The organism is Denitromonas halophila (genome assembly GCF_007625155.1).
GTDB lineage: Bacteria > Pseudomonadota > Gammaproteobacteria > Burkholderiales > Rhodocyclaceae > Nitrogeniibacter > Nitrogeniibacter halophilus.
Genome location: NZ_VMNK01000003.1, coordinates 62,172 through 87,761, shown reverse-complemented (window position 1 = coordinate 87,761; position 25,590 = coordinate 62,172). Strand labels below are relative to the sequence as shown.

Annotated in this window: 18 protein-coding genes; 13 read left to right on the top strand and 5 right to left on the bottom strand. The window is 63.8% G+C overall.

Features of this window, described 5'->3' with window-relative positions; genetic code table 11:
• Positions 1-3 precede the first annotated feature (3 nt).
• Positions 4-1,668, top strand: coding sequence for a cation acetate symporter (locus FHP91_RS02425; RefSeq protein ID WP_391527556.1), 1,665 nt, complete (start codon positions 4-6; stop codon positions 1,666-1,668).
• 123 nt (positions 1,669-1,791) lie between these two features.
• Positions 1,792-3,984, top strand: a complete 2,193-nt coding sequence (locus tag FHP91_RS02420; protein WP_144308084.1) for a patatin-like phospholipase family protein — start codon at positions 1,792-1,794, stop codon at positions 3,982-3,984.
• A 7-nt stretch (positions 3,985-3,991) separates the two neighbouring features.
• On the opposite strand, the gene FHP91_RS02415 is transcribed toward FHP91_RS02420, so the two are convergent.
• Complete coding sequence (locus tag FHP91_RS02415; RefSeq protein ID WP_144308083.1) at positions 3,992-4,663, bottom strand: GntR family transcriptional regulator; 672 nt, start codon at positions 4,661-4,663, stop codon at positions 3,992-3,994.
• A gap of 392 nt (positions 4,664-5,055) precedes the next feature.
• On the opposite strand from FHP91_RS02415, the gene scpA reads away from it, so the two are divergent.
• The 7 genes from scpA to FHP91_RS02380 all read left to right on the top strand — a co-directional run bounded on the left by scpA (position 5,056) and on the right by FHP91_RS02380 (position 15,067).
• Entirely contained in the window at positions 5,056-7,212 is a 2,157-nt protein-coding gene (gene scpA / locus FHP91_RS02410; protein WP_144308082.1) for a methylmalonyl-CoA mutase, read from the top strand.
• A 55-nt stretch (positions 7,213-7,267) separates the two neighbouring features.
• Positions 7,268-8,272 carry a methylmalonyl Co-A mutase-associated GTPase MeaB gene (gene meaB / locus FHP91_RS02405; protein WP_391527555.1) on the top strand — a complete coding sequence of 335 codons (1,005 nt, stop codon included), beginning with the start codon at positions 7,268-7,270 and terminating at the stop codon, positions 8,270-8,272.
• Positions 8,273-8,336: 64 nt separating this feature from the next.
• The gene (locus FHP91_RS02400; protein WP_144308081.1) at positions 8,337-9,869 is read left to right on the top strand and encodes an acyl-CoA carboxylase subunit beta; all 1,533 of its coding nucleotides are present in this window, start codon (positions 8,337-8,339) and stop codon (positions 9,867-9,869) included.
• 19 nt (positions 9,870-9,888) lie between these two features.
• Positions 9,889-11,874: an acetyl-CoA carboxylase biotin carboxylase subunit gene (gene accC / locus FHP91_RS02395; protein ID WP_144308080.1), complete on the top strand. Its 1,986-nt coding sequence runs from the start codon at positions 9,889-9,891 to the stop codon at positions 11,872-11,874.
• A gap of 487 nt (positions 11,875-12,361) precedes the next feature.
• The gene (locus tag FHP91_RS02390; protein ID WP_186301449.1) at positions 12,362-13,693 is read left to right on the top strand and encodes a KamA family radical SAM protein; all 1,332 of its coding nucleotides are present in this window, start codon (positions 12,362-12,364) and stop codon (positions 13,691-13,693) included.
• 162 nt (positions 13,694-13,855) lie between these two features.
• Positions 13,856-14,722 carry a KPN_02809 family neutral zinc metallopeptidase gene (ypfJ, locus tag FHP91_RS02385; RefSeq protein WP_144308078.1) on the top strand — a complete coding sequence of 289 codons (867 nt, stop codon included), beginning with the start codon at positions 13,856-13,858 and terminating at the stop codon, positions 14,720-14,722.
• A gap of 15 nt (positions 14,723-14,737) precedes the next feature.
• Entirely contained in the window at positions 14,738-15,067 is a 330-nt protein-coding gene (locus FHP91_RS02380; protein WP_144308077.1) for a DHCW motif cupin fold protein, read from the top strand.
• 97 nt (positions 15,068-15,164) lie between these two features.
• Here the strand turns inward: FHP91_RS02380 and FHP91_RS02375 are convergent, their stop codons facing one another.
• The 4 genes from FHP91_RS02375 to FHP91_RS02360 all read right to left on the bottom strand — a co-directional run bounded on the left by FHP91_RS02375 (position 15,165) and on the right by FHP91_RS02360 (position 19,705).
• Positions 15,165-15,641, bottom strand: coding sequence for a VOC family protein (locus FHP91_RS02375; RefSeq protein WP_144308076.1), 477 nt, complete (start codon positions 15,639-15,641; stop codon positions 15,165-15,167).
• A gap of 143 nt (positions 15,642-15,784) precedes the next feature.
• Positions 15,785-16,507 (bottom strand): response regulator transcription factor, encoded by a 723-nt coding sequence (locus FHP91_RS02370; RefSeq protein ID WP_144308075.1) that lies wholly within the window; start codon positions 16,505-16,507, stop codon positions 15,785-15,787.
• A complete protein-coding gene (locus FHP91_RS02365) occupies positions 16,504-18,552 on the bottom strand; it encodes a PAS-domain containing protein (protein WP_144308074.1) in 2,049 nt (682 codons plus the stop codon). Before FHP91_RS02365 ends, FHP91_RS02370 begins: the two co-directional genes overlap by 4 nt.
• A 43-nt stretch (positions 18,553-18,595) precedes the next feature.
• The gene (locus tag FHP91_RS02360; RefSeq protein WP_144308073.1) at positions 18,596-19,705 is read right to left on the bottom strand and encodes an AraC family transcriptional regulator; all 1,110 of its coding nucleotides are present in this window, start codon (positions 19,703-19,705) and stop codon (positions 18,596-18,598) included.
• A gap of 140 nt (positions 19,706-19,845) precedes the next feature.
• Between FHP91_RS02360 and icmF the strand changes: the two genes are divergently transcribed.
• The 4 genes from icmF to FHP91_RS02340 all read left to right on the top strand — a co-directional run bounded on the left by icmF (position 19,846) and on the right by FHP91_RS02340 (position 25,524).
• Entirely contained in the window at positions 19,846-23,109 is a 3,264-nt protein-coding gene (icmF, locus tag FHP91_RS02355) for a fused isobutyryl-CoA mutase/GTPase IcmF (RefSeq protein ID WP_144308072.1), read from the top strand.
• A gap of 119 nt (positions 23,110-23,228) precedes the next feature.
• The gene (locus tag FHP91_RS02350; protein WP_144308071.1) at positions 23,229-23,429 is read left to right on the top strand and encodes a hypothetical protein; all 201 of its coding nucleotides are present in this window, start codon (positions 23,229-23,231) and stop codon (positions 23,427-23,429) included.
• A 233-nt stretch (positions 23,430-23,662) separates the two neighbouring features.
• On the top strand, positions 23,663-24,226 hold the full coding sequence (locus FHP91_RS02345; protein ID WP_144308070.1) for a hypothetical protein: 564 nt from the start codon (positions 23,663-23,665) through the stop codon (positions 24,224-24,226).
• Between the two features lie 83 nt (positions 24,227-24,309).
• A complete protein-coding gene (locus FHP91_RS02340) occupies positions 24,310-25,524 on the top strand; it encodes an MFS transporter (protein WP_144308069.1) in 1,215 nt (404 codons plus the stop codon).
• The last annotated feature ends 66 nt before the right edge of the window (positions 25,525-25,590 follow it).

Below are 25,590 nucleotides of genomic sequence, written 5' to 3'. Positions count from 1 at the left end.
GCCATGATTTCAGTACGTTCACTCGCGCTAGGCGCCGGCTTGTTTGCGTCGTCGGCCTTTGCCGGTGATGCCATCAGTCAGACGACCAAGCAGCCGATCAACCTGACCGCCATCGGCATGTTCTTCATATTTGTGCTGATGACCTTGGCAATCACCTACTGGGCGGCCAGTCGCACCAAGTCGACCGCGGATTTCTACACCGCTGGCGGCGGGATCACCGGTGCGCAGAACGGGATGGCGATTGCGGGCGATTACATGTCGGCTGCCACGCTGCTTGGTCTGACCGCGATGATGTATACCCGCGGTGTCGATGCCTACATCTACATGATCGCGTTCTTCGTGGGCTGGCCCGTCATTCTGTTCCTGATGGCCGAGCGCCTGCGCAACCTGGGTAAGTTCACTTTTGCTGACATCACCGCCTATCGCCTCAACCAGGGCAAGGTGCGCACCATGGCCGCGATCAGCTCGCTGGTGGTGGTGTGCTTCTACCTGGTGGCACAGATGGTGGGTGCGGGTCAGCTGATCAAGCTGCTGTTCGGCCTCGATTACGGCATTGCGCTGGTCGTGGTTGGCGCGCTGATGATGGTGTATGTCACCTTCGGCGGTATGGTTGCCACCACCTGGGTGCAGATCATCAAGGCCGGCATGCTGCTGTTTGGTGGCACGACGGTGGTGATTCTGGCGATGACCCAGTTCAACTTCAGCTTTGACGAACTGACCACCCGCGCCATCGATGTGCACAAGCTCGGCACCAAGCTGCTCGCGCCGGGCAGCCTGCTGGCCGATCCGGTCACCGCGATCTCGCTGGGCCTTGGCCTGATGTTTGGTACGGCCGGTCTGCCGCACATCCTGATGCGCTTCTTTACCGTCACCGATGCAAAAGAGGCGCGCAAGTCGGTGCTCTACGCCTCCGGCATCGTCGCCTACTTCTTCAACGTCGTGGCCTTGATGGGTCTGGCCGCGATCATCATCGTCGGACAGAACCCCGAGTTCTTCGAAGGCGGTGATATCGGCGGCGCGATCATTGGCGGCGGCAACATGGTGGCCATGCATCTGGCGAAAGCGGTTGGCGGTGACATCCTGCTCGGCTTCCTGTCAGCCGTGGCCTTCGCGACCATTCTGGCCGTGGTGTCGGGTCTGGCGCTGGCCGGCGCCTCGGCGATCTCCCACGACATCTACTCGCGGGTGATCATGAAGGGCAAGGCGACCGAAAAGGCTGAGTTGCGCATGTCCAAGTTCGCCACCATCGGCCTCGGCGTCGTGGCCGTGCTGTTGGGCCTGGCCTTCGAGAAGATGAACGTCGCCTTCATGGTGGCGCTGGCCTTCGGCGTGGCCGCCTCGGCCAACTTCCCGGTGCTGATCCTGTCCATGTACTGGAAGGGGCTGACCACGCGCGGCGCGCTGGCTGGCGGCTATCTTGGCTTGTTCTCGGCGGTGACGCTGGTGGTCTTGTCCAAGTCGGTGTGGGTGGATGTGTTCGGCTTTGCCGCGCCGCTCTTCCCCTATACCCAGCCGGCCTTGTTCTCGATGCCGCTGGCCTTCCTGGCCACGATCATCGTGTCGAACATGGACACGAGCCGTGCGGCAGAGGCGGAACGCGAAGCGTTCGGCGATCAGTATGTGCGTGCCCAGACCGGCCTCGGCGCCGCATCGGCGTCCTCGCACTGACGGTATTGCGCGGCGAGGTTGTCGCGCTGCAACATCAACCCCGGCCAGCAGCATCGGCCGGGGTTTTTCGTTCACCGGGTGACCCGCTAGACTGGCGCCCTGTCGGATGTTCGGATCAACCCCATGTTTCATCGCTTGTTTGGTTTATTGATGCTTGGCGCCGTGCTGGCCTTGCCGGCGAGTGCCGGGCAGGGCGGTGTGGCGCTCGTGTTGTCAGGGGGCGGTGCGCGCGGCGTGGCGCATATCGGCGTGCTCAAGGTGATGGAGCAGATGCGCATTCCCGTCGACTGCGTGGTGGGCACCAGTATGGGCGCGATAGTCGCCGCCGCTTACGCCGCGGGCGTGCCGCTGGACGAGATGGAGCGCCAGGTGCGCGCCGCCGATTGGGATGCGATCTTTGCCAACACCGTGGCGCGCGATCAGCAGCCCTTCCGCGAAAAACAGGACGCCTCGCGAAACCGCAGCGCGGTGTCGCTCGGCTACGGCAACGGCCGCGTGCTCTTGCCGCACAGCGCGATCGCCGGGCAGGAGCTCGACCGCTTCTTGCAGCGCTTGATCGGCTCGGCCGACGCGCTGACCAATTTTGATTCTCTGGCGCTGCCCTTCCGTGCCATGGCCACTGACCTCGAGACGGGCGGGCTGGTGGTGCTCGACGATGGACCGCTGTGGCGTGCGATGCGCGCCAGCATGGCCGTGCCCGGCGTATTTTTGCCGATCGAGCGGGAAGGGCGTCTGCTGGTCGATGGCGGCCTGGTCCTCAACTTGCCGGTTGATCAGGGGCGGCGCTTGTGCGGCACGCGGGTGATTGCGGTCAATCTCGGCACGCCGCCGATGGCGCGTGATCGCCTGCAATCGGCTACTGATATCGTGCTGCAGGCGATCAACCTGGCGCTGGAGCAGAACGTCGCGCAGCAGCTCGCGCAACTCGGCCCTGATGACGCGCTGGTGCAGGTCGACCTCGGCACGATCACGTCGATGGATTTTGACCGGGTGCTCGACACGCTACCGCTGGGCGAGGCGGCGGCGCAGCAGGCGGCGGCTGATCTGGCGCGCTTCAGCGTGGACGCCGAGAGCTTTGCCGCGTGGCAGCGTCAGCGCGAGCTGCGTTGGCGAGTGCCCGAGCCGGTCATTCGCGAAGTGGTGGTGGATGGCTTGCGCTATGTGTCGCCCGATGCGATGGCGGCGCGCCTGCGTGGTCTCAAGGGCGAGCCGCTGGACCGCGTTGCGCTTGAGACGCAGATCGACGATCTGTATAGCGGTGGCGACTTCGAGCGTCTGCGTTACAGCCTGGTGCGCGATGGCGCGGTGGCCGATCTGCACATCGAAGCGGCGGAAAAATCCTGGGGGCCGACCTTCCTGCGTTTCGGCGGTGGTTTGTCGGCTGATTTCGAAGGCGACGGCGCCGTTGGGCTGTATGCCGGCGTGTCGCGGCGCTGGCTCAACCGCTGGGGGGCGCGACTCGATGCCGACATCCAGCTCGGGACGACCAACCGCTTCCGCTCGGAGCTCTATCAGCCGCTGGGGCGGAACGCGGCGTGGTTCGTGGCGCCGTCGATCGAGCTGCAGACCCGGGCGCTACCGGTGTACAACGACGGCAACAAGCTGGCCGACTACAAGGTGCGTGAGCGGACGCTGGGCCTGGATCTGGGCTATGAAGTGGGCGCCTGGGGCGAGTTACGGATGGGGCTGCGCCGTGGCACCCAGCGCGCCGAAGTGCTGGCTGGCCAGGCCTTGTATCCGGCCGTGGATCTGCACACCGGTTGGCTGGAGGCGTCTGCCACGCTGGATCGACTCGACAGCCCGTTCTTCCCGCGGCGCGGCTACGCAGCCCGGCTGCGCGTAGAGCGCCACCAGGAGCGCTTCGGTAGCGACCAGGATTACACGCTGACCGCGCTCAATGGCTCGGCGGCGCTGTCTTATCATGAGCACAGCGCACAGTTCGGCGTATTGGTTTCCGGCAGCCTCGATCGGGATCTGCCGGCGGTGGCGCGCACGCTGCTGGGCGGCCCGTTCCTGCTGTCAGGGTATCGCTACGGCGAGCTCACGGCGGATCAGGTCTTCTTGCTGCGCGGGGCCTACTACCGCCGCATCAGCAAGCTGCCCGATTCACTGGGGCGCGGCGTGTACATGGGTGCGACCTACGAATGGGCCAGTCTGCGCGCGTACGCGTCGGCGGATGCAGACGCCGGGGTCTACCGCTCGTTGTCTTTGTTCGTCGGGGCGGATACGGTGCTCGGGCCGCTGTATCTGGGGGCGGGCGTGTCGCCGGAGGTCAATGATCTGCGCTTCTTCTTGCAGTTCGGCCAACCGTACTGAGGACGGATCAGGCGGCCTCGGTGCGTGCGGCGGCAATGCGCGCCAGCGCCTTGCGACCGCTGGCGATGTGCTCGCGCATGGCCAGATCGGCGGCATCGGCGGTGCGCGCCAGCATGGCCTTGAGGATCTGGCGGTGCTCGGCGAGTGACTGCTCGAGCCGGCCGTCGCTGAACAAGGAGTGGTGGCGCGAGAGCTTGATCACCTTGCGCAGGTCCTCGATGACATGCTGCAACCAGTGGTTGTCGGCGATGCATTGCACCTGCTGGTGGAAGGCCTGATTGGCTTCGAAATACCCGTTGATGTCGCCGGTCGCAGCGGCACGCTCCAGATCGGCGTGGATCTTCTCCAGTTGCTTCAGGTCGGCGGCGCTGGCGCGGGTTGTCGCGTCGCGCGCGCACTGGCCTTCGAGCAGGCCCATGACGGTGAAGATCTCGTCCAGATCGCGTTCCGAGATTTCGGTCACGTAGCAGCCACGGCGTGGCTTGAGCGTGACCAGGCCTTCGGACGCCAGTACCTTGAGTGCTTCGCGCAGCGGTGTGCGGGAGATGCCGTAGTGCGCGGTGAGGGCTTGTTCGTCGATCCAGGTGCCCGGTTTGAGCTCGTGGGCAAAGATCCGCTCACGCAGGCGTTCCGCGACTTCCTGGTACAGCGCCATGGGCGCGATGCGAGAGGCGTTCATAAAACCCTGGTCTCCTGACGGGTGGCGATGGCAGCAACAGGTGTTGTAGGCTGCGCTTGTGCGTTATATACAAGAACGGCACACGCGATGAAAGCTTGCGAGCCGAGGGGGCTTTTCGACCCCTTGGCCTGCGCGTAACATGATAGCGCGATTCCGATAGGTCTTGCATTCATAATTATGGATAAAGTATTATTGCTGCGTTGCAAGTCAAATCCTGTGCAGTGTCCGGACACAAAGAGGGCGTCGCTTCGGCGGCGGAGAGGGAGGGACGCTAGTGCAGGGCGCCGACGGCCGCCCGCATTGATTGCGGGCGGCGCAGTCGCCGCAACACCCTAAGCAGACACCCGCGGGGCCGCGAAATCGGCCCCGCTTTGCAGATCAGAGAGGTAAGCATGTCAAAGGCGCCTGATACTCCCCAGTTCTCACTGGACGACTGGTACAAAGCTGCGGCCAAGACCGCACCGGGCAATGATCCTGCGTCGCTGAACTGGACGACGCCAGAAGGTATCGTCGTCAAACCCTTGTATACCGCCGAGGATGTGGCCGATCTGGCGTATACCAATACGCTGCCGGGTTTTGCGCCTTATGTGCGCGGCCCGCAGGCCACGATGTATGCCGGTCGCCCCTGGACCATCCGCCAGTACGCCGGCTTCTCCACCGCCGAGGCGTCCAACGCCTTCTACCGTAAGGCGCTCGCCGCCGGTGGGCAGGGCGTGTCGGTGGCCTTCGATCTGGCCACCCACCGTGGCTACGATTCGGACAATCCGCGGGTCACCGGCGACGTCGGCAAGGCCGGCGTGGCGATCGACTCGGTCGAAGACATGAAGATCCTGTTCGACGGCATTCCGCTCGACAAGGTGTCGGTGTCGATGACCATGAATGGCGCCGTGCTGCCAATTCTGGCCGGTTACATCGTGGCGGCCGAAGAGCAGGGCGTGAGTCAGGAGAAGCTGTCGGGCACGATCCAGAACGACATCCTGAAAGAATTCATGGTGCGGAACACCTATATCTATCCGCCCACCCCGTCGATGAAGATCATCGCCGACATCTTCGGCTACACCGCGCAGCACATGCCGAAGTTCAACTCGATCTCGATCTCCGGCTATCACATCCAGGAAGCGGGCGCGAACCAGGCCATCGAACTGGCCTTCACGCTGGCCGACGGTCTGGAGTATGTGCGCACCGGCATCGCCAGCGGCATGGATGTCGACAAGTTTGCCGGCCGCCTGTCCTTCTTCTGGGCGGTGGGCATGAACTTCTATCTTGAGATCGCCAAGATGCGCGCGGCGCGTCTGCTGTGGTGGCGGATCATGAAGCAGTTCAACCCGAAGAGCGAAAAGTCGCTGATGCTGCGCACCCACAGCCAGACCTCCGGCTGGTCGCTGACCGAGCAGGACCCGTACAACAACGTGGTGCGCACCACCATCGAGGCCATGGCGGCCGTGTTTGGCGGCACCCAGTCGCTGCATACCAACGCGCTCGACGAAGCCATCGCGCTGCCGACCGAGTTCTCGTCGCGCATCGCGCGCAACACGCAGATTCTGATTCAGGAAGAGACGCACATCACCAGCGTGGTTGATCCGTGGGCCGGCTCCTACATGATGGAATCGCTCACCCAGGAAATGGCTGACAAGGCCTGGGCGATCATCGAAGAGATCGAAGCCATGGGCGGCATGACCAAGGCGGTCGAGGCCGGCTGGGCGAAGATGAAGATCGAAGAGTGTGCCGCCGAGAAGCAGGCGCGCATCGACTCGGGCAAGGATGTGATCGTCGGGGTCAACAAGTACAAGCTGGCCAAGGAAGACCCAATCGAGATTCTCGACATCGACAACCATGCGGTGCGCGACTCGCAGGTGGCCCGTCTCAAGACGATCCGCGCTACGCGCGACCAGGCGGGGGTGGATGCCGCACTCGCCGCGCTGACCGAATGCGCCAAGACCGGCGAAGGCAATCTGCTTGATCTGGCGGTCAAGGCCATGCGTTTGCGCGCCACGGTGGGTGAGGTGTCCGATGCGCTCGAAGCCGAGTGGGGCCGCTTCCGCGCGAATCCGCAAGTCGTTTCAGGAGTGTATGGCGCCGTGGTTGAAGAACAGGATGACTGGAAAGCCCTGAAGGCCGACATCGACGCTTTTGTGGCTGAAGAAGGACGTCGCCCGCGCATCATGATCGCCAAGCTCGGTCAGGATGGTCATGACCGGGGCGCCAAGGTGGTGGCCTCGGCCTTTGCCGACCTCGGCTTCGATATCGACATCGGCCCGCTGTTCCAGACGCCGGAAGAGGCCGCGCGTCACGCCGTTGAAAACGATGTGCACGCGGTGGGCTGTTCGAGCCTCGCCGCGGGTCACAAAACGCTGGTGCCCGAGATCATCAAGCATCTCAAGGCGCAGGGCGCGGACGACATCATCGTGTTCGTGGGCGGCGTGATTCCGGCGCAGGACTACGACGCGTTGCGCAGCGCAGGTGCGAAAGGTATTTTTGGACCGGGCACCCCCATCCAGACAGCCGCTCGCGAAGTGCTGGCCCAGGTCCGCAAGGCCCGCGCCGGTTGATTGGCCGGCCGGTCGGGGTCGGCCTTTGCCGCCCCGCCCCGCTGACCGTTGAACGATGAATATTCCCCAGATGCCTGCCGATCTCGACATCTCTGACCAGCACCTGGTCGATGGTGTGGTCGGGCGACAACTGCGCCCACTGGCCAAGACCATCACGCTGATCGAGTCCCAGCGACCCGATCACCGCGCGCGTGCACGCCGTGTGCTTGAAGCCTTGCTGCCGCACACTGGCGGCGCCATGCGGGTGGGCATCTCCGGCGTGCCGGGGGTGGGCAAGTCCACCTTCATCGAAGCATTGGGTTTGTTGTTGATCGAGAAGGGCTTGAAGGTCGCGGTGCTGGCGGTGGATCCGTCCTCTTCGGTGACCGGCGGCAGCATTCTGGGCGACAAGACGCGCATGGAGTTGCTGTCGCAGCGCACCGAAGCCTTCATCCGGCCCAGCCCGTCGGCGGGCAGTCTGGGCGGCGTGGCCGGCAAGACGCGCGAGACGCTGCTGGTGTGTGAGGCCGCCGGTTTTGATGTGGTGATTGTCGAGACGGTCGGCGTGGGCCAGAGCGAAACCGCGGTGGCCGGGATGACCGACATTTTCTGCCTGCTGCAGTTGCCCAATGCGGGCGACGATCTGCAGGCGATCAAGAAAGGGATCATGGAACTGGCCGACCTGATCGTCATCAACAAGGCCGATATCGACCCGCGCCAGGCGGCGGTGGCCAAGAGCCAGATCAAGACGGCTTTGGGCATGCTGCGGCACAGCTCGCCCAACTGGGTGCCGCCGGTGCTGACGCTGTCGGCGCTGAAGAAGGATGGCGTGGCGCAGTTCTGGGACGAGATCATGCGCTATCGCGACACCATGCGCGGCAGTGGCGAATTTGATGCAAAGCGGCGGACGCAGGCGCAGGCCTGGATGTGGGAGTTGATCGACAGCGGCTTGCGCCAGCGCTTTCGCGAACACCCGCAGGTCCGGGCTGAACTGGCGGCCTTGCAGGCGGCCGTGGCGCAGGGAGAAACCACCCCGGCCGCGGCGGCGCACACCCTGTTGAACCATTTGAGTGAACACTAGGCGGCGGACCCGGTAACAGCCGGGTCGTCGCATGCAAAGAAGTGCCTTTCCGGAGACCTGAGATATGCATGAAATCATCCGACAGTTGGAGGAGAAGCGCGAGAAGGCCCGCCTCGGCGGTGGCCAGAAGCGCATCGACTCGCAGCACACCAAGGGCAAGCTGACCGCGCGCGAGCGTATCGAGCTGCTGCTCGACGATGGCAGCTTCGAAGAGTGGGACATGTTCAAGGAGCACCGCTGCACCGACTTCGGCATGGCGTCCGAAAAGGTGCCGGGCGACGGCGTGGTGATCGGCTACGGCACGATCAACGGCCGTCTGGTGTTCGTGTTCTCGCAAGACTTCACTGTGCTGGGCGGCTCGCTGTCCGAGACCCACGCCGAGAAGATCTGCAAGGTCATGGACCAGGCCATGAAGGTCGGCGCGCCGGTGATCGGCCTCAACGACTCGGGTGGCGCCCGCATTCAGGAAGGCGTGGCCTCGCTCGGCGGTTACGCCGACGTGTTCCAGCGCAACGTGATGGCCTCGGGCGTGGTGCCGCAGATCTCGCTGATCATGGGCCCCTGCGCCGGTGGCGCGGTGTATAGCCCGGCCATGACGGACTTCATCTTCATGGTCAAGGATTCGTCCTACATGTTCGTGACCGGTCCGGAAGTGGTCAAGACCGTCACCCATGAAGACGTGACCGCCGAAGAGCTCGGTGGTGCGATGACCCACAGCAGCAAGTCGGGCGTGGCCGATCTGGCCTTTGAGAACGACGTCGAAGCGCTGATGGTGATCCGCCGCATGATGAGCTTCATCCCCGGCAGCAACCGCGAGAAACCGCCGATGCTGCCGTGCATCGATCCGGCCGATCGCCTCGACATGTCGCTCGACACCCTGGTGCCTGACAACACCAATCAGCCCTACGACATGAAAGAGCTGATCATCAAGATGGTCGATGACAGCGATTTCTTCGAATTGCAGCCCGACTACGCCAAGAACATCATCATCGGCTTTGGCCGCATGGAAGGTTCGCCCGTGGGCATCGTCGCCAACCAGCCGCTGGTGCTGGCCGGTTGCCTCGACATCAAGAGCTCGATCAAGGCGGCGCGCTTCGTGCGCTTCTGCGACGCGTTCAACATTCCGGTGGTGACGCTGGTCGACGTGCCGGGCTTCATGCCGGGCACCGCGCAGGAATACGGCGGCATCATCAAGCACGGTGCCAAGCTGCTCTACGCCTATGCCGAGTGCACCGTACCCAAGGTCACCGTGATCACCCGCAAGGCCTACGGCGGCGCCTATGACGTGATGAGTTCCAAGCACCTGCGTGGCGACGTGAACCTCGCCTGGCCGACGGCCGAGATCGCGGTGATGGGACCGAAAGGCGCAGTGGAGATCATCTTCCGCGAAGAAAAGAACAACCCGGAAAAGATCGCCGAGCGCGAGGCCGAGTACAAGGCCAAGTTCGCCAACCCCTTCGTGGCCGGCGCGCGTGGCTTTATCGACGACGTGATCATGCCGCACGAAACCCGCAAGCGCGTGTGCCGTTCGCTGGCCATGCTCAAGGACAAAGAACTCCAGAACCCGTGGCGCAAGCACGGCAACATTCCGCTCTAAGCCCGGGAGGACACAAACTATGTTCAAGAAGATTCTGATCGCGAACCGCGGTGAAATCGCCTGCCGTGTGATCAAAACCGCCCAGAAGATGGGCATCAAGACGGTCGCGGTGTACTCCGAGGCCGACAAGCGCGCCCTGTTTGTGGCGCTGGCCGACGAGGCCGTGTGCATCGGCCCGGCGGCCTCGGCACAGTCTTATCTGATGGCCGACAAGATCATCGCTGCGTGCAAGCAGACTGGTGCCGAAGCGGTGCATCCGGGCTACGGCTTTCTGTCCGAGAACGCGGACTTCTCGCGCCGGCTGGAAGAGGAGGGCATCAAGTTCATTGGCCCCAAGCACTACTCGATCGCCAAGATGGGCGACAAGATCGAGTCGAAAAAGCTGGCGCTCGATGCCAAGGTCAACACCATTCCCGGCCACAACGAAGCCATTTCCGGCCCGGACGAGGCGGTCAAGATCGCTCAGGGCATCGGCTATCCGGTGATGATCAAGGCCTCGGCCGGCGGTGGTGGCAAGGGCTTGCGCGTGGCCTTCAATGACAAGGAAGCGCACGAAGGCTTCTCGTCCTGCGTCAGCGAAGCCAAGAACGCCTTTGGCGATGACCGCGTGTTCATCGAAAAATACGTGCTTGAGCCGCGCCATATCGAGATCCAGTTGCTGGGCGACTCGCATGGCAACTATGTGTACCTGAACGAGCGCGACTGCTCGATTCAGCGCCGTCACCAGAAAGTGATCGAAGAGGCGCCGTCGCCCTTCGTCGATCCGGCCATGCGCAAAGCCATGGGCGAGCAGGCCGTGGCGCTGGCGCGCGCGGTGAATTACGAATCGGCCGGTACGGTCGAGTTCGTGGTCGGCGCCGACAAGAGCTTCTACTTCCTCGAGATGAACACCCGCCTGCAGGTTGAGCACCCGGTCACCGAGTACATCACCGGCGTCGATCTGGTCGAGCAGATGATTCGCGTCGCCTATGGCGAAAAGCTGTCGTTCAGCCAGGCCGACGTCAAGCTCGATGGCTGGTCGATGGAGTGCCGCATCAACGCCGAAGACCCGTTCCGCGGCTTCCTGCCCTCAACGGGCCGTCTGGTCAGGTTCGATCCGCCGGCTGAGCGCGAGGACGTGCGTGTCGACACCGGCGTGTACGACGGCGGCGAGATCTCGATGTTCTACGACTCGATGATTGCCAAGCTGATCGTGCACGGCAAAGACCGCGACGACGCGATCCAGAAGATGCGCGACGCGCTCAACGAATTCGTCATTCGCGGCATCAGCTCAAACATCCCGTTCCAGGCCGCCTTGCTGCAGCATCCGCGCTTTTGCTCGGGCAACTTCAACACGGGCTTCATGGTCGAGGAGTATCCCGACGGTTTCGACGCGTCGATGGTGCCGCATGATGACCCGGCGCTGCTGGCCTCTGTTGCCACCTTTGCCCGCATGCGTTACATCGAGCGCGCGGTGCAGATTTCCGGTCAGATGGCCGGGCACGGACGCAGCGTCAAAAAGGATCTGGTGGTGTTGATGGCGGGTGGCCGCTATCCGGTGTCGGTTGAGGCCATCGACGGTGGTATGCGGATTCGTCAGGGCGACAAGGTTTACGACATCGTCTCCGACTGGACTTTCCGCGACCTGCTGTTCAAGGGGACGGTCAATGGCACCCCGATCTGCCTGCAGATCGAGCGTCGTGGCCTGTGCTACCACATCAGCCATTTTGGCCTGCAGGTGCAGCCGATGGTGATGACCGAGGTTGCCGCCAGCCTGCTCGAGCGCATGCCCGAGAAACTGCCGCCTGATCTGTCGAAGTATCTGCTGTCGCCCATGCCGGGGCTGCTGCGTGAAGTGGCGGTTCAGCCGGGGCAGGAGGTCAAGGCCGGCGAAAAGCTGGCAGTGATCGAAGCCATGAAGATGGAAAACGTCCTCAAGGCCGAACAGGACTGCGTGGTGAAGAAAGTGGTCGCCCATCCGGGCGCCAGCCTGACGGTGGACGAAATCATCATCGAGTTCGAATAAGACGGTTTCGCTGATCGATAGGGAGGGAGACTTGCTACGCAAGATAGCGAGTGCCTGTCGGCGCATCGGGGCTCACGTAAGTGAGCCCCTTTTTTTTGACCGTGGCTGGGTGCGGAACCGGGTGATGCACGATGCGGTCAACCAACTACGAAAGCGGCGGTTGAGCGGGCTCGATTTGCTTTGAAATGTTTTGTGCAATAGTATTCGGTCGTTAACGTTTAACCCTTACCAGGATCGATAGCGCGCAGTGACCCCTCTGCAGCGCGTCCTGATGGCAGCGGTCGGCGCCGTCCCTGTGCGCCCCAACCCGAGTAAGTCTGCTGCCTCCAATGAATTGGCCCAAAGCCTTGGTACGCCATCGTGCCAGTCCCCCGCCGTGTGTCTGTCAATTGGACGGCGGGGAAAAGAAAGGAGACCATCTATGCCGCAACAAGCCGAAACCATCATCAATCAGTGGCCCTTGCATGCTGTGGACGGAGGTTACGAAATGGTGCCCTTCAAGGTGTATACGCAGCGCGATCTGGACAAGATCGAACCCTTGCAGAAGCTGTCCGAGGCGATGCGCTTCGAGATGAAAGTGGTGTCCTCGGTCCTGCCTTTCCGGGTGAACCAGTACGTGATCGATGAGCTGATCGACTGGGACAACGTCCCGGCCGACCCGATGTTCCAGCTCACCTTCCCGCAGCGCGGCATGCTCTCGGCCGAGCATTACGACACCATCGCCAAGCTGATTCAGGACGGTGCCGACAAGGCCACCCTGGCCGCGGCGGTGAACGAGGTGCGCCAGGCGCTCAACCCGCACCCGGCCGACCAGATGGAAATGAACATGCCGCTCGACGACGAGGGCAACCGCCTCGACGGCATGCAGCACAAATACCGCGAAACCGTGCTGTTCTTCCCCAGCCAGGGGCAGACCTGCCATGCCTATTGCACCTTCTGTTTCCGCTGGGCACAGTTCGTCGGCGACAAGGAGTTGCGCATCGCGGCATCCGAGGCCAGCACGCTGCACGACTACCTCAAGGCGCACACCGAGGTCACTGACCTGCTGTTCACCGGCGGCGACCCGATGGTGATGAAGACCAAGCACCTGGCCGCTTACCTCGAGCCGCTGCTCGAACCCGAGTTCGATCATATTCAGACGATCCGCATCGGCACCAAGGCGCTGACCTTCTGGCCGCATCGCTTTCTCGGTGCTGAGGACGCCGGCGAACTGATCGACCTGCTCACCCGCATGGTGCGCGCCGGCAAGCATGTGGCGGTGATGGGGCATTACAACCACTGGAAAGAGATGGACACCGACGCCGCGCGTGCCGCGATTCGTGCCATTCGCAGCACCGGTGCAGTGATTCGCGCCCAGGGCCCACTGATCGCCCATATCAACGACGACCCGGACGTGTGGGCCAAGATGTGGAAGATGCAGGTCAAGCTCGGCATCATCCCGTATTACATGTTTGTCGAGCGCGACACTGGCGCCCGTGGCTACTTCGAGGTGCCGCTTGAGCGTGCGTGGGAAATCTACCGCGAAGCCATGCAGCAGGTCTCCGGCCTCGCCCGTACCGCGCGCGGCCCGTCGATGTCGGCCAGTCCCGGCAAGGTCGAGGTGCAAGGCGTGACCGAAATCAAGGGTGAAAAAGTGTTCGTGCTGCGCTTCATTCAGGGCCGCAATCCGGACTGGATCCAGCGCCCGTTCTTTGCCAAGTACAACCCGGACGCGACCTGGCTCCATCATCTGGAGCCCGCCTTTGGCGAAGAGAAATTCTTCTTCGAAGACGAGTACGAAGCGATCCGCGACGAGCGTATCGACGCCGCACAGACCTGAGTGTCAGGCCATGTGCGACATAAGCCCGCCCCTTGTGGCGGGCTTTTTCGTCAATTGATGCAACACGTGGCGCCGCCCGGCCGCTTTGCGCCGGCAAGCGTGCCGGGGTGTGCAACAATCGACTCCGATAATCAGCACGCCGAGAGCGGCAAGAGGTGAGCCATGCGCTTCGACAATGGACGACAAAGTGACAACGTGGAAGACCGCCGAGGCGCCCGCGGTGGGCGCAGTGGCATGCGGATAGGCCGTGGCAAGATAGGCGTCGGCACCATCGTGCTCGCGCTGGTGGCCATGTACTTTGGGGTCGACCCGAGCGTGGTGCTCAATTCTGGCCTTACCGGTGGCGGTGTTTCGGGGGAAGCGCCCGCCGGAGCGCCGCCCGCCAATGATGCCGAGGCGCGCTTCGTGTCCATGGTACTGGCCGATACCGAAACCACCTGGCAGACCATCTTTCAGCAGGGCGGTGGCCGCTATGTGGAGCCCAAGCTGGTGTTGTTCACCGGTGCCACACGCACCGCCTGCGGCATGGGCCAGGCCGCGATGGGGCCGTTCTACTGCCCGGGTGACCAGAAGGTGTATATCGATCTGGCCTTCTATGACGAGCTGCGCACCCGCTTCCGCGCGCCCGGCGACTTTGCCCAAGCCTATGTGATCGCCCACGAGGTGGGCCACCATGTGCAGAACCTGCTGGGCATCTCCGGCAAGGTGCAGGAAGCGCGCCAGCGGCTGAGCGAAGCCGAAGGTAACCAGCTGTCAGTGCGGCTCGAATTGCAGGCCGATTGCTTCTCCGGCGTGTGGGCGCATCACGCCGACCGTGCCCGGCAGGTGCTCGAAGCGGGCGATATCGAAGAGGCGCTCGGTGCAGCCGCCGCGATCGGTGATGACCGTCTGCAAAAACAGGCACAGGGTTATGCGGTGCCGGACAGCTTCACCCATGGCTCATCGGCGCAGCGAGTGCGGTGGTTCAAGCAGGGCTTGGGCAGTGGGGATCTGAAAAGCTGCGATACCTTCTCGACGCGTACGTTGTAATCGGGGTGACGCACCATGGACATCCATCACATCCCCTTCGGGACGACCGACTGGTCAAGCATTCCTGTCACAACCCATGCGGGCGTGAATGGCGTGGCTTATTGGCGGACATGCCACTTCGGCGATCTTCGCATACGCATGGTCGAGTATTCGCCGGGCTATCTGGCGGATCACTGGTGTTCGAAAGGCCACATTCTTCTGTGCCTCGAAGGGGAGTTGCACACCGAGCTTGAAGATGGCCGGCGTTTTGTTTTGCGTCCGGGCATGAGTTATCAGGTTGCCGACAACGCCGAACCGCACCGCTCGTCCGCCGCCACTGGGGCGAAGCTTTTCGTTGCCGACTGAGGGCGCATACCAACAAGAGACGGGCGGGGTTGATGCCTTGGGGCCAGCGCCGATTCGTAAGAAGGGCGCCGTTTGGCGCCCTTTTTGATGTCGGGGGTCAGCCCGCCAGCCTGGCGAAGGCCGCCACCACCTCGGGCGGCGCCTGCACCAGTTCGATCAGCACGCCTTCGCCGGCGATGGGGAATTCGTCGTTGGCCTTAGGGTGCATGAAGGTGATGTCGAAGCCCGCCGCGCCCTTGCGGATGCCACCCGGCGCAAAGCGCACGCCCTGGGATGAGAGCCACTCGACGGCGGTGGGCAGGTCGTCGATCCACAGACCGATGTGATTGAGCGGGGTGGCGTGCACCGCCGGCTTCTTGTCGGCGTCGAGCGGTTGCATGAGGTCGACCTCGACCTTGAACGGGCCGCTACCGATGGCGCAGATGTCTTCGTCCACATTCTCGCGCTCGGAGACGAAATTGCCGGTGACTTCGAGGCCGAGCATGTCGACCCACAAGGTTTTCAGGCGGTCTTTGCTCGGGCCGCCGATGGCGATTTGCTGGATGCCGAGGACCTTGAAGGGGCGTTGCGTCATGGGAGTCTCCGTGGATTAATAATCCATAATTATGGATAGAAGTTCAGACCTTGTCGAGAGGGCGGTACGGATCCACGGCGTGGGCCGCTCGATGGTTCGCCGTGGGCTGTGTTGCGGCGTTGGCACGAGTGCGTTGCAGCCGCTCATTCCCAGCTGACACTGCTGCAAAACAGGTAGCCGGCGCCATACACGGTCTTGATCAGCGCGGGGTTTTGCGGGTCGTCTTCAAGTTTGCGGCGCAGACGGGAGATGCGCACGTCGACGCTGCGGTCAAAGGGGTCGATGTCGCGTTCGCCGATGAGTTGCTCGCGTGTCAGGATGCGGTTGGGGCTCCGGAGCAGCGCGCTGAGCATGCTGGCTTCAGTGGCCGAGACCGACACTTCACGGCCGTCGGGGGTGATCAGCATGTGGCGGCCGAGGTCGAAACGCCAGCCGGAGAACACCGCGGTGCCGGGCGAGGCGGGGGCGTCATTGGACTCGGCGCTGCGCAGGTAGCGGCGCAATATGGAGCGCACGCGGGCGACCAGTTCACGCGGTTCGAAGGGTTTGACGAGGTAGTCGTCGGCGCCCAGCTCTAGGCCGAGCACGCGGTCGGTGACGTCATTGCGGCCGGTGAGGATCAGCACGGCGCAGGGCGAGTGCTCCTGCAGTTCGCGGATGACCTGCATGCCGTCCATGTCGGGCAGGCCGAGATCGACAATGGCCAGGTCCGGCGGGGTCTGTTTAGCCATTTGCAGAAAGCGCCGCCCGGTCTGATGGTGTTCGCAGCGGAAGCCGTAGCCGTCGAGACCGTTGCAGATGAGGCGGGCAATGTCGACCTCGTCTTCGAGCACCAGGATGCGGGGGTGGGTCGCGTCTGTGGTCATGCGTCGGAGTCCTGAAGAAGTTGAGCCAGGGTGCGCTCGAGTAGCTTGCGGTCGAAGGGCTTGCGCAGCACGGGGACGTCGAGCTCCTGCACCTCATGGATGGCATTGCCACTGGCGTAGCCGGTGATCAGCAGGACGGGCAGGTCGGGGCGAATTTCGCGGGCGAACTGCACCAGCTCCTTGCCGCCAATGGCGCCGGGCATGACGGTGTCGGAGATCAGCAGGCCGATGTCGGGAATCTGCCGAACCATGTCCTGGGCGGCGGCGCCGTTGTCGGTTTCAAGCACAGGGTAGCCTAGCTCGGTGAGCTGCATGCGGATGATCTTGCGCACTTCGGGTTCGTCTTCGACCAGCAGTACGGGCGGGCGCGGCGCGTCGGTGTCGTGCGATTTTTCGCGTGCCTCGTCGGCGACCGGCGCAGGCGGGTCGGTGCGCGGGAGGACGAAGGTGACGGACGAGCCTTTTCCGATGGTGCTGCGCACCCGGATATTGCCGCCGGACTGCCGCACGAAGCCATATACCATCGACAGTCCGAGCCCGGATCCTCGGCCAAAGGGCTTGGTGGTGACGAAGGGCTCGAAGACGCGCGGCAGCAGCTCGGGGGCGATGCCGGTGCCGGTGTCAGAGACCTCGATCTGCACATAGTCGCCCACCGGCAGCTCGATCAGCATGGCGAGGCTGGAGGGGATGTGCCGTTCATGCACCCGGATGCTCAGCTCGCCGCCGCCGGGCATGGCGTCGCGGGCGTTGATGGCGAGGTTGAGCAGTGCGCTTTCGAGCTGATGCGGGTCGGCCATGGCATACAGTGGCACGTCGGGCAGATGGGTCTGGATGCGCACCGATTCGGTCAGCGAGCGGCTGAGCAGCTGTGTCATGTCGCGCACCAGCTGGCCGACCTCAACGGCGCTGGGCTCCAGGGTCTGGCGGCGCGAGAAGGTCAGCAGGCGGCGGATCAGCTCGGCGCCGCGTTGGGCGGCATGCAGTGCGGGGTTGAGGTAGTCGGCGGCCAGCGCCGGGTCGCAGCGCTCCTTGGCGGCTTCGAGGTTGCCCATGACGATGGTCAGCAGGTTGTTGAAGTCGTGCGCCAGGCCGCCGGTGAGCTGGCCGACCGCTTCCATTTTCTGCGCCTGCACAAGGGCGGCTTCACTGGCGCGCTGCTCGGTGATGTCGATGGAGAGCACGAAAAAGCCGACCACTTTTTGGTCGCTGTCGAACTCCGGCACCACCACGCTGCGTGCATAGACGGTACGGCCCTTGTCGGCCTTGCGCGCGTATTCGTAGGAGACGCGTTCGCCGCGGGTGGCGGTGTCGAGGTAGTCGGTGATGCCGGCATAGGCCTCTTCGCCGAATACCGCTTCAATCGAGCGGCCGACGATGCTCTCCTTGGTCAGACCGAACCATTCGGCGTAGCCCTTGTTGGCGAACTGGTACTTGCGATTCACATCCACATAGGCGATCAAGGCGGGGATGGAGTCGATGATCATCAACAGGCGCGCTTCGCTACGGCCCAGTGCCTGAGCGATGTGGTCGATCTCGGTCTTGGCCGAGAGCAACTCGGCGGTGCGTTCGCGCACTCTGGCTTCGAGTAGCACGTTCTGCTGCTGGATCAGGGTTTCGTAGCGGCGCTGCTCGGTGATGTCGGTCCACAGTGAAACGAAGCCGAGGTTGGGAATCGGCACGCCGCGAATCGCCAGCACTTTGCCGTTGGGGCGCACACGCTCGACGTAGTGGGGTTCGAAGGCGCGCACCGAGGCCATGCGCTCGGCGACCTGCTTTTCCAGGTTGCCTTCGCCGTACTCGCCACGCTCGGCATTGAAGCGCACAAAGGCTTCGAAGGGCGTGCCCACGCGTACCAGCGATTCGGGGAAGTCGAGCAAACGCACCATCGCCTTGTTCCAGGTCACCAGCTTGGGCGTGGCGTCGAATACCGCAATCGCCTGGTCGAGCAGATCGAGCCCTGCCAGCAGCAGATCATAGCGGCGCAACTCCTCGGGCGAGTTGCCGGTGGCAGGGGCCGGGTGTGCGAATGGGTTGCGCGGAGGCATGAGCGCGTCTCAGAGAGCGGGGGCGGCGGGGCGAGGCACCATTCTAGTGCGTGCTCGCGTCGGGCGGGAAGGGCGCTGCGTCCTCGCGCGTGTGCACTTGTACCTGACGGCGAAAACGATCGGGGGCCTGTCCGGTCCAGGCGACAAAGGCGCGGTAGAAGGCGGAGGTGTCGGCGTAGCCGAGGTCGGCCGCGATGTCAGCGATGCTGTGGCGGGTCTTGGTCAGGCGCGAGAGCGCGATGTCGCGCCGGAAGGCATCCTTGATCAAGCGAAAGCCCGAGCCTTCTTCTTCGAGCCGGCGGTGCAGGGTGCGGGTCGACATATGCAGACTGGCGGCCGCTTCGGTCACGGTGAGGGCGGCGGGCAGGGCGTCGCGCAGCAGATCGCGCACCCGGAACACCAGCTCGCGGTCGCGGCGGTAGAGCATGCTGATCTTGCCGGGGGCGCCATCCAGGAACACGGCCAGCGCGGCTTCGTCGCGGCGGATGGGCAGGTCAAGCAGATTGGCGCGCAGGCTGGCTTCGAGGTCGGGCGCTTCAAACGACGAATGCTCGGTATACACCAGCGCGTAGTCGTCGGCATGGGCCGGGCGGGCGTAGGGAAAGCGCACCGCCTCCAGCGCCAGCCCGCGCCCCACCAGCCAGCAGGCGACGCTGTGGAGCAGGCGCAGCAGCCACTCGAAAGCAAATACGCGGGCCGGGTCGTCGCGGGGGCCGAGGGGGCGGGTTTCGACGATGCGCAGCTGCGCCATGTCGCCGCGGCGGTGAATGGTGATATTCAGGTCGGGCAGCACCAGATGCAGAAAGCGGCCCGCGCGCTCCAGTGCGTCGGCCAGCGTGGTGGCACCGAGCATGCTGCGGCACAGGAACTCGAAGCTGCCGGGGCGCACCGGTTGCGAGAACAGGCCAAAGCCCTCGTCGCCCAGTTCGGCAATGATGCGGTTGTATAGCGCGGCATAGCGGTCGACCTCGATGCGCAGCGTCGGGTTGCCCAGATCGATGCCGGCATCGGCCAGCAAGGGCGCGGGGTCGCGGCCCAGCCGCTCCAGCCCGGCGAGCATGCCGGTGACGAAGCCGGGCGCGACCGTGGCGCGCGGGCGGCGCGGGCGGCCGGCCGTGCCCGGTGAGGCGGCGGACTTTGCAGATCGGGGCATCAGAATCTCCCGGTGGGCCGTAACTGACAAGCGACGCAGGATGTTGGCCGATTTTGCACGATATGCGTCACCGGGGGCAATGGCAATGTGCTCGGCCGACCTCTACCATGAAGCAGATAACCTGACCCCGGGAGAGACACATGACTGATCTGAGCGTCGCCAAGAAGCTGCAGCCCTACAAGCCCAAGAACAAAGTGCGGTTCGTGACCGCCGCGTCCCTGTTCGACGGCCATGATGCCTCAATCAACATCATGCGGCGGATTATGCAATCTTCCGGCGCCGAGGTGATCCATCTGGGCCACAACCGCTCGGTCGGCGAGATCGTCAATGCCGCGCTGCAGGAAGATGTGCAGGGTATCGCCATCACCTCGTATCAGGGCGGCCATGTCGAGTTCTTCAAGTACATGATCGACCTGCTCAAGGCCAACGGCGGCGAGAACATCAAGGTGTTCGGCGGCGGCGGTGGCGTGATCGTGCCGAGCGAGATCAAGGAGCTGCACGACTACGGCGTGACCCGCATCTACTCGCCCGAAGACGGCGCCACGATCGGCCTGCAGGGCATGATCAACGACGTGGTCAAGACCTCCGACTACGATCTGGCGCCGCTCGCACCGGCCGCCAAGGACATGCTCAAGCAGCTCAAGGCGGGCGACCTGCGCGCACTGGCGCAGATCATTACGGCGCTGGAAAACGGTGCGTATGATGCCGCCACCAAGAAGTCGCTGATCGACGCCGCAGCCAAGCTGACCGTGCCGGCGCTCGGCATTACCGGCACCGGCGGCGCGGGCAAGAGTTCGCTCACCGACGAGCTGGTGCGTCGCTTCCGCCTCGATCAGGAAGACAAGCTCAAGCTGGCCGTCATCTCCATCGACCCCTCGCGCAAGCGCACCGGCGGCGCGCTGCTGGGCGACCGCATCCGCATGAACGCCATCGAGCACGAGAACATCTTCATGCGCTCGCTGGCCACTCGCGACACTGGCGCTGAAGTCTCCGCCGCGCTGCCCGAAGTGATCGCCGCGTGCAAGCTGGCGGGCTTCGACCTGGTGGTGGTCGAGACCTCCGGCATTGGCCAGGGCGACGCGGCCATCGTGCCGTTTGTGGACAAGTCGCTGTATGTGATGACGCCCGAATTCGGCGCGGCCAGCCAGCTCGAGAAGATCGACATGCTCGACTTTGCCGACTTCGTCGCCATCAACAAGTTCGACCGCAAGGGTGCTGACGACGCGCTGCGCGATGTGCGCAAACAATACCAGCGCAACCGCGAAGCCTTCAGCACGCCGACCGAGCAGATGCCGGTGTTCGGCACCATGGCCGCGCGCTTCAATGATGACGGCGTGACCGCACTGTATCAGGCGATTCTGCCGAGCATGATCGAAGCCGGCCTCAAGGCCAAGCCGGGCAAGCTGCCGGTGGTGAGCGTGCGCTCGTCCTCCAAAGGCCGCGCGATTGTGCCGGCCGAGCGTATCCGCTACCTGGCCGAGATCGCCGAGTCGGTGCGTGACTATCACAAGCACACCGGTCAGCAAGTGCGCGTGGCGCGCGAGCGTCAGTCGCTGCGCACGGCCAAGGCGCTGTTCGAGCAGTGCGGCAAGCCGGCCGCCCACTTTGACGAGATGATCAACTGGAAGGACGGCGAGCTCACCCCGACGGCACGCAAGCTGCTTGAGCAGTGGCCGACCGAAAAGGCGCTGTACGCCGAAGACGAGTACGTGGTGAAGATCCGCGACAAGGAGATCCGCACCCAGCTGACCCGCAAGTCGCTGTCGGGCACCAAGATCCGTAAGGTGTCGCTGCCCAACTTCGAGGACGAAGGCGAGACGCTGCGCTTCCTGATGAAGGAAAACGTGCCCGGCTCCTTCCCCTACACCGCCGGCGTGTTCGCCTTCAAGCGCGAGGGCGAGGACCCCACCCGCATGTTCGCTGGCGAGGGCGACGCCTTCCGCACCAACCGCCGCTTCAAGCGTGTGTCCGAAGGCATGCCGGCCCACCGTCTGTCGACCGCTTTCGACTCGGTCACGCTGTACGGCTGCGACCCCGACCCGCGTCCGGACATCTACGGCAAGATCGGCAACTCGGGCGTGAGCATCGCCACGCTCGACGACATGAAGGTGCTCTACGACGGCTTCGACCTGTGCGCGCCGACCACCTCGGTATCGATGACCATCAACGGCCCGGCGCCCTTCATCCTGGCCTTCTACTTCAACACCGCGCTCGACCAGCAGGTCGCCAAGTTCAAGGCCGACAACGGCCGTGATCCGACCGAAGACGAGCATGCCAAGATCAAGGCCTGGACGCTGTCGACCGTGCGCGGCACGGTGCAGGCCGACATCCTGAAAGAAGACCAGGGCCAGAACACCTGCATCTTCTCGACCGAGTTCGCGCTCAAGATGATGGGCGACATTCAGGAATACTTCGTGCACCACAAGGTGCAGAACTTCTACTCGGTGTCGATCTCCGGCTATCACATCGCCGAAGCCGGCGCGAACCCGATCAGCCAGCTCGCCTTCACGCTGTCGAACGGCTTCACCTATGTCGAGTCCTACCTCGCGCGCGGCATGCACATCGACGACTTCGCGCCCAACCTGAGCTTCTTCTTCAGCAACGGCATGGACCCGGAATACACCGTGATCGGCCGTGTGGCCCGCCGCATCTGGGCCGTGGCGATGAAGAACAAGTACGGCGCCAACGAGCGTAGCCAGAAGCTCAAGTACCACATCCAGACTTCCGGCCGCTCGCTGCACGCGCAGGAAATGGACTTCAACGACATCCGCACCACGCTGCAGGCGCTGATCGCCATCTACGACAACTGCAACTCGCTGCACACCAACGCCTACGACGAAGCGATCACCACGCCGACCGAAGAGTCCGTGCGTCGTGCCATGGCGATCCAGCTGGTCATCAACCGCGAGTGGGGCCTGGCCAACAACGAGAACCCCAACCAGGGCGCCTTCATCATCGACGAGCTCACCGATCTGGTCGAAGAAGCGGTGCTGCGCGAGTTCGAAGCCATCAGTGAGCGCGGCGGCGTGCTCGGCGCCATGGAAACCGGCTACCAGCGCGGCAAGATCCAGGAAGAGTCGCTCTACTACGAGCACAAGAAGCATGACGGCTCCTATCCGATCATCGGCGTGAACACCTTCCTCAACCCGAAAGGCTCCGCCCAGCCCGAAATCGAACTGGCGCGCTCCACCGAGGAAGAAAAGCAGGGCCAACTTGCCCGCCTGGCCGACTTCCAGGGTCGCAACAAGGCCGAGTGCGATAAGTGGCTCGCCAAGCTGCGCCAGACCGTGATCGATAACGGCAACGTCTTCGAAGTGTTGGTCGACGCCGTGCGTTACTGCTCGCTGGGCCAGATCACCACCACGCTGTACGAAGTGGGTGGCCAGTACCGTCGCAGCATGTAAGTCATTGTTGCGGTGGCGGAATTTTCGCGACATGCCGCGGTCAGTGTTATTGAACGGTCGCGCGGGCAGATGCCCGCCGGCCGTCGGTAGCGCCGTTTCAACCGACCGAGGAGAACGTTATGACCAAAACCGTAACCGGCGACTTCAGTTCCAAGGATGCGATGGAAAATGTGCTCGACGATCTGGTGTCCGTCGGCATTCCACGCGAAAACGTGTTCCTGGCCACAGAGCAGATGCAGGTCAAGGTCATTACGCCCGATGTGACGGAGCGTGAAGTCACCGAGATCCTGATGCGACACAATCCGACCAAGATGCATTGATTCTGAGTGCCATCGTCGCTTTGACAGCGCCAAGAACCGAGGCCGTGCGCCTCGGTTTTTTTATCCCGTGCCCGCGCGGCCCGGATCACGGCGTCTCCGCCCGGACGGCGCCCGCCGGAGAAATCCAGAAAATCTCGATTGACCGCAGGCCGCCGCGTGGGGATGCTCGACCAACGCGTCTGGCAGCATCGGCATCATGGCCGTTGGCCGCGGCGCGACACCAAGGAGTCGACATGCGCCCGATCAAGCCATGGATCACCGCAACGCTGCTCGCCGGCGCACTGTTTGCCGGAAGCGCCTCCGCCTGGGAATTGAGCGGCTCCCGCAACATCGTGCTGCACGCACGCGACGGGCAACGCACCCCCATCGGCACCGTTACATTCACGCCACAAGGCGAACGCATTGGCGTGGCCGTGCATATGGATCATGCGCGTTTCACCGACTTTTTCCTGTCGATGAAAGAGTTCAAGTGCCTCGAAGCGCCGGACGAAGTGTTCTGCCACGTGCCGTATCCGCATGCCAACCCCGCCAGTGTCACCGCCGATGATCTCGCCTGGCTCGAGCATGCGCTGTTGTTCTTCTACAAACTGCCCAACGAGTTCGGTGCGAAACTCTGGAACGGCGTGTATTACCGCCTGCAGCGCACCGATGAGGGGCTGGTTGGCACGCCCCAGGCCATTGATCTCAACCTGATCGGCGCGCCGCCAACCGACCCCGCGTTGCCGCCCTACGGGCCGCATGAACGCAGCGATGTAGCGCCCGATGTGCGCTGGTTCGGAAGGCTGACGATTCAGTAGCGTCACTGCCGTTCGGCTGGCCGGCGCGGCTTTTTTCGCCCTTGCCCTGTTCGTGCCCAGCGATTCGAACGTACTATCGCCCCATGAACACCACCACGCTCGATGCGGCCGTCGCGCCCATTCCCACACTGAAGCAGGACGCCACCGTGATCGGCCTCGTTGGTCTGGCGCATGGCATCTCGCACTTCTCGCACCTGCTGCTCGCCCCGTTGTTTCCGGTGTTCATCCGCGAGTTCGGCCTGAGCTTCTCGGATGTTGGCCTGCTGATGAGCCTGTTCTTCGTGGTCTCGGGCACCGGGCAGGCGCTGGCGGGTTTCGTGGTCGACCGCTTCGGTGCGCGACCCGTGCTGTTCGCAGCGATCTCGCTGTTTCTGGTGGCGGCGCTGGTGGCGAGTCAGGCGACGGGTTACACCGGCTTGATGCTGGTGGCCGTGCTCGCGGGCTTGGGCAATGCGCCGTTTCATCCTGCCGATTTCACCATCCTCAACCAGAAGGTATCGACCGGCCGGCTCGGTCACGCTTTCAGCGCCCACGGCCTGACCGGCAACCTCGGCTGGGCGCTGGCGCCGGCCTTCCTGGTTGGCATCACCGCGCTGGCCGACTGGCGCACGGCCTACCTGTCGGCCGCCGCGCTGTACGCGGTGGTGTTGGCGGTGTTGTTCTGGCAGCGCGATAAACTGCGCACCGAGGTGGCCGTGCGCCACCCCGACGCCCCCAAAGGCTCTGATCTCGACTACCTCAAGCTGCCGGTCATCTGGTGGTGCTTCGCCTTCTTTTTGCTGTCCACCATGACGCTCGCCGTGGTGCAAAGCTTCGCGCCCTCCATTCTCGAAGCCGTGCACGGCGTCAGCGTTGAAGCCGCCACGCTCACTATCAGCGCCTACATGCTGTGCGGCGCCTTCGGCATGCTGGTCGGTGGTTTCATCGCCGGCCAGACCCGCCACAGCGACCGGGTGGTCGCCTGGGCGATGACCGCCGGCGCCATGCTGCTACTCGTTTGCGCCACCGGCTGGCTCGGCGGCCAAGGCACCATGGCCCTGCTCGCCGCCACCGGCTTCGCCGTCGGCATCGGCGGCCCCAGCCGCGACATGATGATCAAAAAGGCCGCCCCAAAAGGCGCCACCGGCCGCGTCTACGGCACGGTGTATTCCGGCCTCGACGTCGGCTTCGCCATCTCGCCAGTGCTCTTCGGCGCCTTCATGGATCAGGGCTGGTACGGCGCGACCCTAGCCGGCGCGGCCGTGGTGCTGATGATCGCTGTAGTCGCGGCGCTCGGCGTCGGGCAGCGCACGGCCTGAGCGCGATCAGCGTCGCGATGGCGTCATGTAGGTTGGGTTGAGCGCAGCGAAGCCCAAGGTGTCGCT

Excerpts from the sequence above, each read along its gene's own strand:
- FHP91_RS02420 (WP_144308084.1), top strand. The coding sequence starts at position 1,792 with ATGTTTCATCGCTTGTTTGGTTTATTGATGCTTGGCGCCGTGCTGGCC.
- FHP91_RS02380 (WP_144308077.1), top strand. The coding sequence starts at position 14,738 with ATGGACATCCATCACATCCCCTTCGGGACGACCGACTGGTCAAGCATT.
- meaB (WP_391527555.1), top strand. The coding sequence starts at position 7,268 with ATGAATATTCCCCAGATGCCTGCCGATCTCGACATCTCTGACCAGCAC.
- FHP91_RS02345 (WP_144308070.1), top strand. The coding sequence starts at position 23,663 with ATGCGCCCGATCAAGCCATGGATCACCGCAACGCTGCTCGCCGGCGCA.
- icmF (WP_144308072.1), top strand. The coding sequence starts at position 19,846 with ATGACTGATCTGAGCGTCGCCAAGAAGCTGCAGCCCTACAAGCCCAAG.
- FHP91_RS02365 (WP_144308074.1), bottom strand. The coding sequence starts at position 18,552 with ATGCCTCCGCGCAACCCATTCGCACACCCGGCCCCTGCCACCGGCAAC.
- scpA (WP_144308082.1), top strand. The coding sequence starts at position 5,056 with ATGTCAAAGGCGCCTGATACTCCCCAGTTCTCACTGGACGACTGGTAC.
- FHP91_RS02400 (WP_144308081.1), top strand. The coding sequence starts at position 8,337 with ATGCATGAAATCATCCGACAGTTGGAGGAGAAGCGCGAGAAGGCCCGC.
- FHP91_RS02390 (WP_186301449.1), top strand. The coding sequence starts at position 12,362 with ATGGTGCCCTTCAAGGTGTATACGCAGCGCGATCTGGACAAGATCGAA.
- FHP91_RS02350 (WP_144308071.1), top strand. The coding sequence starts at position 23,229 with ATGACCAAAACCGTAACCGGCGACTTCAGTTCCAAGGATGCGATGGAA.
- accC (WP_144308080.1), top strand. The coding sequence starts at position 9,889 with ATGTTCAAGAAGATTCTGATCGCGAACCGCGGTGAAATCGCCTGCCGT.
- FHP91_RS02360 (WP_144308073.1), bottom strand. The coding sequence starts at position 19,705 with ATGCCCCGATCTGCAAAGTCCGCCGCCTCACCGGGCACGGCCGGCCGC.
- FHP91_RS02370 (WP_144308075.1), bottom strand. The coding sequence starts at position 16,507 with ATGACCACAGACGCGACCCACCCCCGCATCCTGGTGCTCGAAGACGAG.
- FHP91_RS02375 (WP_144308076.1), bottom strand. The coding sequence starts at position 15,641 with ATGACGCAACGCCCCTTCAAGGTCCTCGGCATCCAGCAAATCGCCATC.
- FHP91_RS02415 (WP_144308083.1), bottom strand. The coding sequence starts at position 4,663 with ATGAACGCCTCTCGCATCGCGCCCATGGCGCTGTACCAGGAAGTCGCG.
- FHP91_RS02340 (WP_144308069.1), top strand. The coding sequence starts at position 24,310 with ATGAACACCACCACGCTCGATGCGGCCGTCGCGCCCATTCCCACACTG.
- ypfJ (WP_144308078.1), top strand. The coding sequence starts at position 13,856 with ATGCGCTTCGACAATGGACGACAAAGTGACAACGTGGAAGACCGCCGA.
- FHP91_RS02425 (WP_391527556.1), top strand. The coding sequence starts at position 4 with ATGATTTCAGTACGTTCACTCGCGCTAGGCGCCGGCTTGTTTGCGTCG.